10 protein-coding genes are annotated in these 13,101 nt (G+C 72.1%); 8 read left to right on the top strand and 2 right to left on the bottom strand.

Annotation, left to right across the window (positions count from 1 at the left end; genetic code table 11):
- The first annotated feature begins 228 nt into the window (after window positions 1-228).
- The 4 genes from ACFWXQ_RS32825 to ACFWXQ_RS32810 all read left to right on the top strand — a co-directional run bounded on the left by ACFWXQ_RS32825 (window position 229) and on the right by ACFWXQ_RS32810 (window position 4,657).
- Entirely contained in the window at window positions 229-1,002 is a 774-nt protein-coding gene (locus ACFWXQ_RS32825; RefSeq protein WP_383943093.1) for an SDR family oxidoreductase, read from the top strand.
- An 83-nt stretch (window positions 1,003-1,085) separates the two neighbouring features.
- The gene (locus ACFWXQ_RS32820) at window positions 1,086-1,985 is read left to right on the top strand and encodes an SDR family NAD(P)-dependent oxidoreductase (RefSeq protein ID WP_383943096.1); all 900 of its coding nucleotides are present in this window, start codon (window positions 1,086-1,088) and stop codon (window positions 1,983-1,985) included.
- Between the two features lie 170 nt (window positions 1,986-2,155).
- Entirely contained in the window at window positions 2,156-2,914 is a 759-nt protein-coding gene (locus tag ACFWXQ_RS32815) for a TetR/AcrR family transcriptional regulator (protein WP_383943099.1), read from the top strand.
- A 114-nt stretch (window positions 2,915-3,028) separates the two neighbouring features.
- Window positions 3,029-4,657, top strand: a complete 1,629-nt coding sequence (locus tag ACFWXQ_RS32810; protein ID WP_383943102.1) for a serine/threonine-protein kinase — start codon at window positions 3,029-3,031, stop codon at window positions 4,655-4,657.
- 20 nt (window positions 4,658-4,677) lie between these two features.
- Here the strand turns inward: ACFWXQ_RS32810 and ACFWXQ_RS32805 are convergent, their stop codons facing one another.
- Both ACFWXQ_RS32805 and ACFWXQ_RS32800 read right to left on the bottom strand, forming a co-directional pair.
- A complete protein-coding gene (locus tag ACFWXQ_RS32805) occupies window positions 4,678-5,073 on the bottom strand; it encodes a nitroreductase/quinone reductase family protein (protein ID WP_383943105.1) in 396 nt (131 codons plus the stop codon).
- A gap of 124 nt (window positions 5,074-5,197) precedes the next feature.
- Window positions 5,198-6,229: a medium chain dehydrogenase/reductase family protein gene (locus tag ACFWXQ_RS32800; RefSeq protein ID WP_383943108.1), complete on the bottom strand. Its 1,032-nt coding sequence runs from the start codon at window positions 6,227-6,229 to the stop codon at window positions 5,198-5,200.
- A 184-nt stretch (window positions 6,230-6,413) separates the two neighbouring features.
- On the opposite strand from ACFWXQ_RS32800, the gene ACFWXQ_RS32795 reads away from it, so the two are divergent.
- The 4 genes from ACFWXQ_RS32795 (at window position 6,414) to ACFWXQ_RS32780 (ending at window position 12,938) form a co-directional block, all read left to right on the top strand.
- Complete coding sequence (locus tag ACFWXQ_RS32795; protein ID WP_383943111.1) at window positions 6,414-7,061, top strand: TetR/AcrR family transcriptional regulator; 648 nt, start codon at window positions 6,414-6,416, stop codon at window positions 7,059-7,061.
- A 132-nt stretch (window positions 7,062-7,193) separates the two neighbouring features.
- Window positions 7,194-8,714 (top strand): alpha/beta hydrolase, encoded by a 1,521-nt coding sequence (locus ACFWXQ_RS32790; protein WP_383943114.1) that lies wholly within the window; start codon window positions 7,194-7,196, stop codon window positions 8,712-8,714.
- A 131-nt stretch (window positions 8,715-8,845) separates the two neighbouring features.
- Window positions 8,846-10,741: a protein kinase gene (locus ACFWXQ_RS32785; RefSeq protein ID WP_383943117.1), complete on the top strand. Its 1,896-nt coding sequence runs from the start codon at window positions 8,846-8,848 to the stop codon at window positions 10,739-10,741.
- Window position 10,742: 1 nt separating this feature from the next.
- A complete protein-coding gene (locus tag ACFWXQ_RS32780; protein ID WP_383943121.1) occupies window positions 10,743-12,938 on the top strand; it encodes a PQQ-binding-like beta-propeller repeat protein in 2,196 nt (731 codons plus the stop codon).
- The last annotated feature ends 163 nt before the right edge of the window (window positions 12,939-13,101 follow it).

The following is a 13,101-nucleotide window of genomic DNA, read 5'->3' as shown; positions in this document are numbered from 1 at the left end:
CCCCTAGGTACCTAGGGGCGCGGGGAACTGCGCAGTCTTTTGGGGGTTCGGGGGCGGAGCCCCTGAGTTAGTGACGGGAATGGGTAGGGGCGGCGGGGGCGATTCCTCCTCCGGACCACGACACCGTAGCGACGCTACGATCGAGGGTAGCGATGATACGGAATCGGTGTTAGCGTTGTTCTCGTCGGGATGCGAGCAGCGCTACCCGCCGAGACGAGGAGCACCGTCATGAGTGAGCAGTCCAGCACCGGCACCAGCACCTCCGCGTCGACCCCCACCCGCGTCGCGATCGTCACCGGCGGATCCCGCGGTATCGGCCGCGAGACCGCGGAGCGCCTCGCGGAAGACGGCTTCGCGGTCGTCGTGAACTTCGCGGGGAACCAGACCGAGGCCGACAAGACCGTCGCAGCGATCGCCGAGGCGGGCGGCCAGGCGCTCGCCTTCCGGGCCGACGTGGCGGACGAGACCGAGGTGGCGGCGCTCTTCGACACCGCGGAGTCGACGTACGGCGGGGTCGACGTGGTCGTCCACGCGGCGGGCGTCATGACACTGTCCCCGCTCGCCGACTTCGACCTCGACGCCCTCGACCGGATGCACCGCACGAACATCCGCGGCACGTTCGTCGTCGACCAGCAGGCCGTGCGCCGGCTGCGCGAGGGCGGCGCGGTCATCAACTTCTCCAGCTCCGTACTGGCCCTCGCCATCCCCGGCTACAGCGCGTACGCCGCCAGCAAGGGCGCCGTCGAGGCCATGACGCTGATCCTGGCCCGCGAGCTGCGCGGCCGGGACATCACGGTGAACGCGGTGGCCCCCGGCCCGACCGCCACCGCCCTGTTCCTGGACGGCAAGGACGAGGAGACCATCGCGAGGATGGCCGCCCAGCCGCCGCTGGCGCGCCTCGGCACCCCGAACGACATCGCCGGAGTCGTGTCCTTCCTCGCCGGCCCGGCCGGCCGCTGGGTCAACGGCCAGGTGCTCCGCGCCAACGGCGGCATTGCGTGAGCCCTCGTCCCCCTTCTCTCCCCCTTTCCCCTTTTCCTCCTTTCTCCCTTTCCCCATTCCTCTCTCTCCTCAGGAGTTCCGTCATGGGCAAGACGATCGTCATCACGGGCGCCGGTTCGGGATTCGGCGCGCTCGCCGCACGGGCGCTGGCCGACGCGGGGCATACGGTCTACGCGGCGATGCGCGACACGGCAGGGCGCAACGCGAGCCGGGTCGCGGAGGCCGAGGCGTACGCGGCCGAGCACCAAGTCGACCTGCGGACGGTCGAGTTGGACGTCCTGTCGCAGGAGTCCGCGGACACCGCCGTCGCCACGGTCCTGTCCGGGGCCGACACGCTGGACGTGGTCGTCCACAACGCGGGCCACATGGTGACCGGCCCGACCGAGGCCTTCACCCCGGAGGAGCTGGCCGCGGTGTACGACACGAACGTGCTGGGCACCCAGCGGGTCAACCGCGCCGCGCTGCCCCACCTGCGGGCCCAGGAACACGGCCTGGTGCTCTGGATCGGCTCGACCTCGACCCGGGGCGGCACCCCGCCCTACCTCGCGCCGTACTTCGCCGCGAAGGCCGCGATGGACGCGCTCGCGGTGTCGTACGCGGCCGAGCTGGCCCGCTTCGGCATAGAGACGACCATCGTCGTGCCGGGCGCCTTCACCTCCGGCACCAACCACTTCGCGACCGGCGGCCACCCCGCCGAGCAGGCGGTCCTGCCCGCGTACGAGGAGCGGTACGCGGGCCTGATGGACCAGGTCGCCCAGCGCCTCGCCGCCCTCGCGCCCGCCGACGCCCCGGCTTCCCTGGTGGCCGACGCGATCGTCGAGGTCGTCGGCACCCCGCCCGGCGAGCGGCCCTTCCGGGTCCATGTCGACCCGGCGAACGACGGGTCGGAGGAGGTCAGCCGGGTCGCGGACCGCATCCGCGCCGAGTTCCTGACCCGCATAGGCCTGGACGACCTCCTCGCCCCGCACGGGAGGGCCGCGTGACCACGGCCCGCACGGCATCGGCCCGCCCCATATCGGCTGGCACGACACCGGTCGGCGCGACACCGGCCCGCCCCGCATCGGCTGGCGCGACACCGGCCCGCCCCACATCGGCCCGCCCCACACCCGCCCGCCCCACATCGGCCCGGGCCGCGTCGGTTAGCGTCGCTTCCGTGAGTACGAAAGCGCGCATTCTCGAAGTGGCGGCGGCCCTCGTCGCCGAGTCGCCGGACGGGGACGTCTCCACCCGGGCCGTGTGCGAGGCGGCAGGGGTCGGCGCCCCGGCCCTCTACCGCCACTTCGGGGACAAGGAGGGTCTCCTGTCGGCGGTCGTCGACCACGGCTGGGACAAGTACCTCGCGGCCAAGCGCGACCGCGCCCCCGGCACGGATCCTGTGCAGGATCTGCGGGACGGCTGGGACACCCACGTCGAGTTCGCCCTGCACAACCCGAACCTGTACCGCCTGATGAACTCCCCGGCGATGCGTACGCCCCCGGCGGCGGCCCTGGAGTCCCACCGCATCCTCACGGCGGACCTCCAACGGGCGGCGGAACACGGCAAGTTGCGCCTCGCCCCCGAGCTGGCCGCCCAGATCATCATGTCCGCCAACGTCGGCGTGGCCCTGATGCTGGTCTCCCGCCCGGCGACGTTCACCGACGAGTCGGTGTCCCGCCGGGTACGGGACTCGGTGCACACCATGGTCTTCACCCCGGACGTGATGACGGCACTGGCGGCTTCCAACGAGCCCTCGACCACCGAGCCCTCGACACCCGCCCCCTCGACACCCGGGGCGGACGAGTCCCGTCTCCCCGCCACGGCGGCCCGTCTGAACGCCCTCCTCCGTCAGTCCCCGGCCCCGGTCCTCAGCCCCGCCGAGGACGCGCTGCTCACGGAGTGGCTGGACCGTATCTCGAACGCCCCCCGGAGTTAGGCAGCGGTCACGAATTCGGCGCCGTCGTGCTTGAATTCCCAGTTCGTACGATCTTGACGGGGTGGCCGAGCACCGGGCTTGCCGCTCCGACCAGTGGGTGGGGGACGAGGGCCGATGGACCGCGCGACTGAGGTGTTCCAGCCGCTGCAGGCGGACGATCCGCCCACGGTGGCCGGCTATCGCCTCGCCGCCCGGCTCGGCGCGGGAGGCATGGGCCGGGTCTATCTGTCGCACACCCAGGGCGGCCGACCGGTGGCGATCAAGGTGATCCGGCCGGAGCTGGCCGACGACCCGACCTTCCGGCGGGGGTTCCGCAGGGAGATAAGGGCGGCCCAGCGGGTCCAGGGCGCGTACACCGCGGAGCTGATCGACGGCGACGCGGACGGCGTACCGCCCTGGCTGGCCACGCTGTATGTGCCCGGCCCCTCGCTGGCGGAGGCGGTCGCCCGGCGCGGACCACTGCCGGTGCCCGCGGTGCTGTGGCTGATGGCAGGGGTGGCCGAGGCTCTGCAGGCCATCCATGCCGCGGGGATCGTGCACCGGGACCTGAAGCCGTCGAACGTGCTGCTGGCCGCCGACGGGCCGCGGGTGATCGACTTCGGTATCTCGCTGGCCTCCGGCATCACCTCGCACACGGCCACGGGAGCCACTGTCGGCACGCCCCAGTTCATGGCCCCCGAGCAGGCGTCCGGGGGTGGGGTCACCGCGGCGACCGACGTGTTCGCGCTCGGCCAGACAGCGGCGTTCGCGGCGCTGGGCGAGCCGTTGTACGGGGAGGGCAACTCGGTCGGAGTGCTGTTCCGGATCGTGCACTCGGAACCCGACCTGTCCCTGTTGCCCGCGCAGCTCCGTCCGCTGATGGCCCGGTGCCTCGCGGCCGATCCGGGGGAGCGGGCCACTCCGGCGGAGATCGTCGAGTGGTGTCGGCAGCGGCTGGGCCGGGACGCCGACGCGGGCGCCGGGCCGGCCGTCTGGCGGGAGGTCATGGGACCGGAGGTGACGGTTCCGTCCCCGGTTCCCCACCCGACCCCGGTGCACACGATGCCGTTGCTCCCGCAGCCGCAACTGCAGCGGCGCCCGCAGCCGAGGGGATCCGACGAGCGACGGGGCCTCCGACGGCGTACCAGGATGCTCTCGGCCGTCGTGGCGGTGGGTGCGCTGCTGGCGGCGGGCGTGGCATGGACGACCCTGGACGTGTCGGACCGGCTCCGGGACCGGAACGCGGCCGAGTCCTCGACGTCCGGCTCGGGGGAGTCCGAACGGCCGTCGGCGTCATCGGAGGCGCAGGCGGGTGGCCGGACATCAGGAGGCTCGCGCCCCTCTGCGACCGCGTCCGAGTCGCCGAAGGCGATCGCGTACCCCCCGCAGATGCTGCAGGCGAAAGAACCCCTGGACATCAAGGATCCCTACCGCAGGGCCAAGGGTGTCAAGGACACCAGGAGCGCCAAAGAACGTAAGGCGGACATCCGCTTTGTCTGCGAGGAGACCTGCGCGCTGGAGAGCGACACGAGTCTGATCAACTGGGTGCTCTCCGAGAAGCCGGGCGCCACCCTCGAATCGTGCCGGACAGCCCTCTCCGACGCCCGCCACAGGTTCCCGCTCGCCGGGGCGGCGGCCGGCAGCGAGATCTGCATCAAGCACCCCTCCGGAGACATCGCGTTGCTCGTGCTCCAGGTGAAGTCGACCGCGCTCCCGGAGATCGGATTCGTGACCGGGGACCTGACGGTCTGGCGGGCAGCCTAGGCGGCCAAATCCGGTCGCGCTCAGTCCGTCAGATCCACCCGCACCGTCAGCAGGTTCGTGCCGACCGCTCGGACCGCGGCGCTGTTCATGCGCGGGAGGGACTTCAGCCGGGTGCGGGCGTCGTCCTTGTGCAGCAGGTGGGCGGTGCCGTGGTGCCACCGGCCCTTGTCGCGGACCCGGACACTCGGGTTCGCCTGGATGTTCCGTACGTACTGCGACTTCTCGCCGTACTCGGACACGATCCAGAACTCCTGGCCGACCCGCCGCCCACCGACCGGAGTCCGCCGTGGCAGCCCCGACGTGCGCCCGGTGGTCTCCAGCAGCGTCTGGAACGGCAGCAGTCTGGACACCGGGTTCACGACCCACCGCTGGATCTTCGTGATGACGCGGAACTTGGTCTCGTGGAGGCGTGACATGTCGTTGTGATCCTCGTCCTGGGCGGCGGTTGTCGGCCGAGCCGTCGGTCGGTCGTGAGGATAGGGCTCGGCCGGCCGGCTCGGGCCGCCGGGGTGGCGGCCGGGGCAGCGGCAGCGTACGTGTCTACGGGTTGAGGACGATCTTTCCGGCGACGGTGCCGGACTCGGCCAATCGCAGGGCGTCGGCGACGCGCGAGAGCGGGAGCTGTGCGGCGATCCGGGGGGTGATGTCTCCGCGCTGGAGGGCCGCGAGGACCTGGGTGAGGTCGGCGCGCAGCCGGGCCCGGAACTTGTTCTTGGCGAAGGCCCGCCCGGCCCAGACGTTGAAGAAGTAGGCGCGCCGGCGGTTGGGCAGCGCGTTCCACAGCCAGATCCGGCCGAGCAGCTTGAGTACGGGCAGCTGCTTGGAGCCCTCGTCGTCCCGGGTGGCGGCGCTGCCGTAGGCGACGAGCGTGCCGCCGGGCGCGAGGAGGTGCCAGGAGTCGACCGCGCTGCGCACGCCGACGTGGTCGAAGACGGCGTCCACTCCGCCGGGGGCCAGTTCACGGACCCGGGCGGGGATGTCCTCGGTGCGGTAGTCGACGGGGGTGACCCCCTGGGCCCGCAGCGCGTCGTGGTGGCGTGCGGACGCCGTGCCGATCACCTTCGCGCCCGCGGCCACGGCGAGCTGGACCAGGACCGAGCCGACGCCGCCGTTGGCGCCGTGCACCAGGACGGTCTGCCCGGCGCGGACGCGGGCCTTGCGGTGCAGCATCTGCCAGGCGGTGATGCCGTTGAGCACCAGCGTCTCCGCCTCCGCCGCGCCGACCCCGTCGGGCACCGGCACCACGTCCGCCGCGTCGACGAGTACGTGGCTGGCCCAGCCGCCGACCTTGACCAGTGCGGCCACCCGGGTGCCGGCCAGGCCGGGCTCGACGCCCTCGCCGGTGGCGGTCACGGTCCCGACCAGGTCGTAGCCGGGGACGAAGGGGAACGCCGGCTGGTCGTAGTAGCGGCCGCGGCGCATCTGCTGCTCGGCGAAGGAGACGCCGGTCGCCTCCATCCGGATCACGACCTGGCCGGGGCCCGCGACGGGGACGGCTCCGTGCCGGAACTCCAGGCCTTCCGGCTCGACCTTGCCCGGCAGGACGACCTCGACGAGTGCCTCTGCGTTCATGACTTCCTCCACTGCGCTCTGTGTTCGGTCCATGTGAGCCACTCGGTGAGTTACTCACTCTCGCTTCTGTTAGAAGTTATAACTCCACAAGAAAGGTGACGTCAAGAGGTTCAGTGATAGCCTCTAACTAAATCTTGAGCCTGTATCTGGCAGGTGTCCCCACGAGCACGGAAGGCGGCAGGTCATGGCGGAGACCGGCACGACGACCCCGCGAGAGCGCTACCGCACCCAGGTGCGTACGGAGATCAAGGAACGCGCGTGGGAGCAGATCGCCACGGCGGGTGCGACCGCGCTCTCCCTCAACGCGATCGCCAAGCAGATGGGTATGAGCGGTCCCGCGCTCTACCGGTACTTCGCGGGCCGTGACGAGCTGATCACCGAGCTGATCCGGGACGCCTACGGCAGCCTCGCCGACACCCTCAGGACGGCCGCCGAGTCCGGCGCCGACCTCACCGCGCTCGCGCACGCCCTGCGTGAGTGGGCCCTCGCGGACCCCCACCGCTACTTCCTCCTCTACGGCACGCCCGTACCCGGCTACCACGCGCCGGACGACGTCACCGGAATCGCGCAGGGCATCATGGCGACCTTGCTCGACGCCTGCGCCGCACTGCCCTCGGACGGCCCCGCGACACCGTTCGACACCCACCTCGAAAGCCACCGCCAGTGGGCGGCCGGCCACCCCGCCCCGCCTGCGGCCCTCCACCGGGGCCTGGCCCTCTGGACCCGGCTGCACGGCGTGCTGTCCCTGGAACTCGCAGGCCACTTCACCGGGATGGGCTTCGACCCCGCACTGCTGTACGCGGCCGAGCTGGACGACCTGCTGAGCCACTGACCACGCCATGCCGGGCGGCGCCGAGCAGGCTCCGGCACCGCCCCCCACGATGCCGCCGGTTCGGGAAACCGCCGTGCGCACAGGCCGGGTGGCCGGATGGGCGGATCGGCGCGGATTCGCGAGGCTCTTCCCATGACGAAGAAGAGCAAGCGAAACATCGCCCTGACCGCCGTCTCCGGCGTGATGCTCGGGCTCACCCTCCCGCTCACCGCGACCGCGTCGACCGCCCAGACTTCCTCAACTGCCGCACGGGACAAGCCCCTCGACTGGGTGAAGTGCGAGGGGAGCGGGTTCGGCCCCGGCCAGGAGTGCGCGACGGTCGACGTGCCCATGGACTACGCCGACCCCGGGGGCGAGGAGATCGGTATCGCCGTCTCCCGCATCCGGAGCGAGAAGCCGGCCGTACGCCGAGGGGTCCTGCTGCTGATTCCCGGAGGGCCCGGTGGCAGCAGTCTCGAAGAGCAGTCGGCGAAGGCGCGGACCCTGCCGCGGGAGGTACGGGAGGCGTACGACCTGGTCGTGTTCGATCCCCGGGGCAACGGGCGGTCCGCGCCGGTGAGTTGCGGGTTCGAGCGGCGGGACCTGGCCTCGACCGCGTTCCGGCCGTGGCCCGGCGGTCCGGAGGGGTCCGTCGCCCCGAACATGGCTGCCGCCACGCGGATGGCAGGCGCCTGCGAGCGCAACGGCGGGGAGTTGCTGCGGCACATCGACACCGTCGCCAACGCGCATGACGTCGACCGCGTCCGGGCGGCGCTCGGCGAGCGGAAGCTGTCCGCCTGGGGCGTCTCGTACGGCTCGTATCTCGGCGCCGTCTACAGCCAGTTGTTCCCCCACCGCACCGACCGGTTCGTGCTCGACAGCAATCTGGACGCCAACGCGGACGCCCACGGCGGCCAGGTCGCCCGTGGTCTGTGGGCCGGGTTCGAGCAGGGCGTCGAGGACGTCTTCCCCGAGTTCGCCAAGTGGGCCTCGGCGCCCGGGAATCCGTACCGGCTGGCCGACACGGCGGCCGGGGTGCGGCCGATGTTCCTGCGGCTCGCCGCACGCCTCGACCGCGAGCCGATCCCCTGGCCCGGCGCCAATCCGGCGGAGCTGAACGGCAACGTGCTGCGGCAGAGCCTGCTCGACGCGTTCTACGACCCCGAGGGCTTCCCGGCGGCGGCCCAGCTGATCCTCGCCGCCCGGAAGGGCACCGTCCCGCCCGCGCCCGAGGCGCCCCCGGAGGCGCTGTTGCAGAACGGCCTCGCCGTGGCCTCCGCGACCTTCTGCAACGAGGGGAAGTGGCCCACGTCGGCCGCCCGCTACCAGAAGGAGGTCGACGAGAGCCGCGCCAAGTACCCGCTGACCGCCGGAATGCCGAGGAACGCGACCCTCTGCGCCGCCTGGCCGTATCCGCCGAAGCAGGACCCGGTACGGATCACCGACCGCGGACCCTCCACCATCCTGATGGTCCAGAACGAGCGCGACCCCGCCGCCCCGCTCGTCGGCGCCCGTGAACTGCGTGCCGCCCTCGGGAAGCGTGCCGTCATGGTGACCGTGGACTCCACCGGACACGACGCCTACCTGGGCAACGGCAACGCCTGCGGGGACACGGCCGTCACCCGCTACTTGGCCACGGGGGAACGGCCCGCAAGGGACACGTACTGCCGATAGGCACAGAACTGCCGCTGGGCACGCGACTGTTGACCGGAACGCGACCGCCGGCAGACACCGGTCCCGCACACGCCACTCGCGCCCCTCCCCTATCCTCAGGCGCAAGCGCCGCCGGGGGAGAGGGAGCACGCATGGACGGGTTGGACCCGGCAGATCCGGGCTGGATCGGCGGTTACCGACTGCTCGGCAGACTCGGTGAAGGCGGCATGGGGCGGGTGTATCTGGCCCGTTCCGAGCGCGGCCGTACGGTCGCGGTCAAGGTCGTCAAGGAGGAGCTGGCCCGCAAGCCGGACTTCAGACGGCGGTTCGCGCAGGAGGTCAAGGCGGCCCAGCGGGTCGGCGGCGACTGGACGGCACCCGTGCTCGACGCCGACACCGAGGCGCCGACCCCCTGGGTCGCCACCGGCTATGTCGCCGGTCCCTCGCTCGCCGAGGTGGTGGACAAGCAGTACGGACCGCTGCCTCCGCAGTCCGTGCGCGCGCTGGCGATCGGGCTCATCCGCGCGCTCCAGGCCATCCACGGCGCGGGTCTCGTGCACCGCGACCTCAAGCCCTCCAACGTGCTGGTGACGATCGACGGGCCCCGCGTCATCGACTTCGGCATCGCGCGCGCCCTCGACACGGCCGTGCAGTCCGCCGACGGGCTCACCAAGCCCGGGGCCCTCGTGGGGTCCCCGGGCTTCATGGCGCCCGAGCAGGTGCGCGGGGAGCGGGTGACGTTCGCGAGTGACGTCTTCTGCCTCGGTGCCGTGCTGGCGTACACCGCGACGGGGCGGCTGCCCTTCGGTACCGCCGAGGGCGGGATCCACTCGCTGCTCTTCCGTATCGCGGAGGAGGAGGCGGATCTGCAGGGCATACCCGAGGCGTGGCAGGGACTGATCGCGGCCTGCCTCGCGAAGGACCCCGCCCAACGGCCCTCCCTGGACACGCTGTTGGCGTCCGCCGAGGAGATGCCGGGCGCACCGGTCGGCAGAGACGGCAGGGGCGGCGCGTGGCTGCCCGGCGAGGTGCTGGCGGAGCTGGGCAGACACGCCGTACGCCTCCTGGACAGCGAGGACCCGCAGGGCCCGGCGTCGGTGTCGAGTCCCGTGGCCGGGGCGAGCGCCCAGGCGCGCATACCGGGCCCGGCACCGGCATCGAGCCCCGCACCGGCGTTCAGCCCCATACCGGAGTCGAGCCCCGTACCGGGCTTCGGCCCTCCCCTCGCGTACTCCCCGGCGGCGCCCTCGTGGCAGAGCCCGCAGCATGGGGCCCCTCACCCGCACAGCCCGCTGCCCGGCAGCCTCCACCCGCAGAGCCCGCTCCCCGGGGGTCTCCACCCCCACAGCCCGCCCCCGGGTCATCTGCGGGCCCCGCACTTCTCCGCGCCCGCCTACGGCTCCCGTGTGCCCACCCCTCGCTCGACCCGTGGGCTCTCGATCGCCCTGGCCCTCCTGCTCGCCCTCTTCGTCATGACGCTGCTGCTGCGGATCGCCGTCCTCGGGGTGGCCTACTCCCGGCTCTCCGCGGCGGACAGTACGTCCGCCACCGACCTCGTCCAGGACTACAAGTACCTGAGCGTCGCGTCGCTGGGGACCGAGGTGCTCACCGTGTTCGTGGGCATCGCGGTGGTGATCCTGTGGGCGTTCTGGTTCCAGCGCAGCCGGCTCAACGCCGAGGCCTTCGCGCCGGGCCGGATCCGCCACGCGTCCGGGATGGCGGCCGGTTCGTGGTTCATCCCGGTCGTCAACTTCTACATGCCCAAGCAGATCGGCAACGACATCTGGACGGCGACGACCGGCAGGCCGTCCGGCGCCGGACGGTGGCTCCTGCACACGTGGTGGTGGTTCTGGCTCGCCTACTCCCTGGCGTACCTGAACGACTCGTGGGCCGGCTGGTACGACAGGGACTTCGTCGTCGCGGCCACGGACACCATCGTCACCTCGCAGGCGGCCAACGTCATCGGCATCGTGACCGCCCTACTGGCCATCCTCTTCGTGCGACGGCTCACGAACCTCCAGCGGGCCCGCATGGCAGGAGGCGCCTAGCATGCCGCAGCACACCGGGGAGCAGGGGTCCATCGGGTCCATAGGCGGCTACGAGCTCGTCGACCGGCTGGGCAGCGGCGGCATGGGGGTCGTGTACCTGGCGCGCTCGGTCTCCGGGCGGCAGGTCGCGGTCAAGGTCGTGCACGCGCAGTACGCGCTGGACGAGGAGTTCCGCGCCCGGTTCCGGCAGGAGGTCGCGGCGGCCCGCCGGGTGAGCGGGGCGTTCACCGCCCCGGTGGTGGACGCCGACCCGGACGCCGAACTGCCCTGGATGGCGACTCTGTACGTGCCGGGCCGAACGCTGTCCGAAATGGTGGACAGGGAAGGGCCGTTGGGCGGGCGCGAACTGCGGGCGCTCGCGCTGGGGCTCGTCGAGGCGCTGAAGGACATCCACCAGGCGGGTGTGGTGCACCGGGACCTGAAGCCGAGCAACGTCCTGATGGCCGGGGACGGCCCGCGCGTCATCGACTTCGGCATCTCGCGCGCCGCCGACAGCCAGGCCCTCACCGTGACCGGGCGGCTGATCGGTACCCCGCCCTTCATGTCCCCGGAACAGTTCGCCTCGCCCCGGGACGTCACCGCGGCCTCCGACGTGTTCTCGCTGGGCTCGCTCCTGGTGTTCGCGGCCACCGGCGACGGCCCCTTCGACGGCGGCAGCCCGTATGTGACGGGCTACCAGGTGATGAACGAGCCGCCGTCCCTGGACGGGGTCCCGCAGCCGTTGCGGGGCATCGTCGAGCGCTGCCTGGACAAGGACCCGGGCGTACGGCCCGAACTCGCCGAGCTGCACTGGCTGTTCAGGGAGCTGCCGGAGACGTCCGCTGCCCCGTCCGTGTCGGGCCCGCCGACCGTTCCGGAGGGCCGAAGGGCCGCTCGGAAACCCGAGGGCACCACCTCGACGGGCTCCGGCCGCCGTGGCCCCCGGGTGCGTCTCCTGGTCGCCGCGGGCGTGGCCCTGGCCGTGGCCGTGAGCGCGTCGGTGTACCTGGTCACGCGGCCGAGGACCACCGAGGACACGTCAGCCGGGCGGACGTCCGCGTCCGGCTCCGCCGCTGCCGCCCCGGCGCTTCCCGCCGGGTGGCGGCCCTGGCAGACGAGTCTCGTCCGAGTCGTGAAGAGCGACACCGTGATCGTCGACGTGGACGGCCTGGATTCAGGCTGTGTGCCCGACGGGTCCTCCGTGTACTGCGCCGGGACCGGGTTCACGGTCGCCCGGATCGACGCCGCCTCCGGTCGCGTCCTCTGGCGGTTCGGCAGCAACCCCCAGAGCACCGGGCGGCCCCTGGGCGTCGAGAACGGGATCGTGTACACCGCCGACGAGCCGGACGCGGACGAGGTGGGGGCGGCCCTGCGGCTGCTCGCCATCGACGCCGACACCGGGAAACGGCTCTGGACCCGGCCGGTCGACGCCGGTCGCCCCGCCACGCTGTTCGACGGCGGCGGGATCCTGATGATGCCGGAAGGGGGCAAGGAGTTCGTCGCCGTCAACGCCAAAACAGGTGAGGACATGTGGCGGACACCGGCGAAGTCGTCGGCCGGCACCGACTGCACCGTGCTGGTCATGGGCGGCGCCCCCTACGGCATGTGCAGCAACGAGGACGGCCCCGCCGACGGCCCGATCGGCTTCCTGCGCCTGGACCCGGTGGACGGCACACCGCGGGAACTCAAGGCGCCGCCCCAGGGCGCGGCCCCGCTCGGTGCCGCCGACGGGCAGCCGCTGTTCGCGCTTCCGCGGCAGGTGGACTGGCAGTCGAGCGACGGACGGGACGAGCCGTACCAGGCCCTCCTGCGGGTGAACCCGGCCACCGGCGCGGCCGTCCGGATCCCCTTGGCGGGCACCCCGCGCGGCACGGCCACCGTGATCGACGGCGTGGTGTACTTCGTCCGCCCCGACGGAACCGTCACCGCGAACAGGGCGACCGACGGCACCCGCCTGTGGCAGCGGGAGACCCAGGTCGAGAACCTGTCGGCCCCGGTCCTGTCCAAGAAGTACAACGCCCTCTACTTCGCCAACCGCTACGGCCGCCTCCTGGCCCTCAACCGCACCACCGGCACCGAACAATGGACCACCGACAAACTCAAGGACCCAGGCACCTCAGCCGAGCAAACAATCCCCAGCCTCCTCCTGATAAAGGACGCGATAGTGGCAGTAGCAGGCAACAAGGCCTTCTCAGTAAGCCCGAACCGCACGCCATAGGGGCGCGGGACGTTGACACATGCGGCTCCACAAGGCCCCTTCAGGGGCGCGGGGAACTGCGCGCTCAACCACAACGCCCCCGCACCCGAACACCGAACCTCAGCCGCCCCTTAAGGGGCGCGGGGAACTGCGCGCCCAGCCCCCACACACCCGCACCACCAGG

This window comes from Streptomyces sp. NPDC058697, from assembly GCF_042715345.1.
GTDB lineage: Bacteria > Actinomycetota > Actinomycetes > Streptomycetales > Streptomycetaceae > Streptomyces > Streptomyces liliifuscus.
Note: the sequence above shows the minus strand (reverse complement) of the source record. Positions and strands in the feature narration are given on the sequence as shown.

Bases quoted from the DNA above. Each gene is read 5' to 3' on its own strand.
- ACFWXQ_RS32825 (WP_383943093.1), top strand. From the start codon at position 229: ATGAGTGAGCAGTCCAGCACCGGCACCAGCACCTCCGCGTCGACCCCC.
- ACFWXQ_RS32820 (WP_383943096.1), top strand. From the start codon at position 1,086: ATGGGCAAGACGATCGTCATCACGGGCGCCGGTTCGGGATTCGGCGCG.
- ACFWXQ_RS32810 (WP_383943102.1), top strand. From the start codon at position 3,029: ATGGACCGCGCGACTGAGGTGTTCCAGCCGCTGCAGGCGGACGATCCG.
- ACFWXQ_RS32805 (WP_383943105.1), bottom strand. From the start codon at position 5,073: ATGTCACGCCTCCACGAGACCAAGTTCCGCGTCATCACGAAGATCCAG.
- ACFWXQ_RS32800 (WP_383943108.1), bottom strand. From the start codon at position 6,229: ATGAACGCAGAGGCACTCGTCGAGGTCGTCCTGCCGGGCAAGGTCGAG.
- ACFWXQ_RS32795 (WP_383943111.1), top strand. From the start codon at position 6,414: ATGGCGGAGACCGGCACGACGACCCCGCGAGAGCGCTACCGCACCCAG.
- ACFWXQ_RS32790 (WP_383943114.1), top strand. From the start codon at position 7,194: ATGACGAAGAAGAGCAAGCGAAACATCGCCCTGACCGCCGTCTCCGGC.
- ACFWXQ_RS32785 (WP_383943117.1), top strand. From the start codon at position 8,846: ATGGACGGGTTGGACCCGGCAGATCCGGGCTGGATCGGCGGTTACCGA.
- ACFWXQ_RS32780 (WP_383943121.1), top strand. From the start codon at position 10,743: ATGCCGCAGCACACCGGGGAGCAGGGGTCCATCGGGTCCATAGGCGGC.